This window comes from Vibrio sp. 10N.286.51.E5, from assembly GCF_041469125.1.
Lineage (GTDB): Bacteria > Pseudomonadota > Gammaproteobacteria > Enterobacterales > Vibrionaceae > Vibrio > Vibrio crassostreae_C.
This window is the reverse complement of the sequence record NZ_JBFRJZ010000089.1, coordinates 1-202: the sequence shown is the minus strand read 5'-3', so window position 1 is coordinate 202 and position 202 is coordinate 1. Positions and strand designations below refer to the sequence as shown.

The 202-nt window shown below is 45.0% G+C and carries 1 protein-coding gene; it reads left to right on the top strand.

Annotated features, from left to right (window positions below; all coding sequences use genetic code 11):
- The coding region (locus AB4161_RS21770) for a helix-turn-helix domain-containing protein (RefSeq protein WP_372084286.1) at positions 1 to 202 on the top strand (202 nt) is incomplete at both ends.

Sequence of the window (202 nt, the reverse complement as noted above, 5' to 3'; positions counted from 1 at the left end):
ATGCTCGTATAACGAAGCGCCTAAAAAGTTATATAGAACAACTGCTGCCTCTTCTTCCCATTAAGCATATCTCCCAGTTAACGAGCGTACATTGGCACACCATTAAAGAGATAGATAAACGCCGACTTCGCCAAGTGGTACCGTCAGTGAAATGGGAGGGGCTAAGGCAACTCGTCATGGATGAGTTCGCTATCTTTAAAGG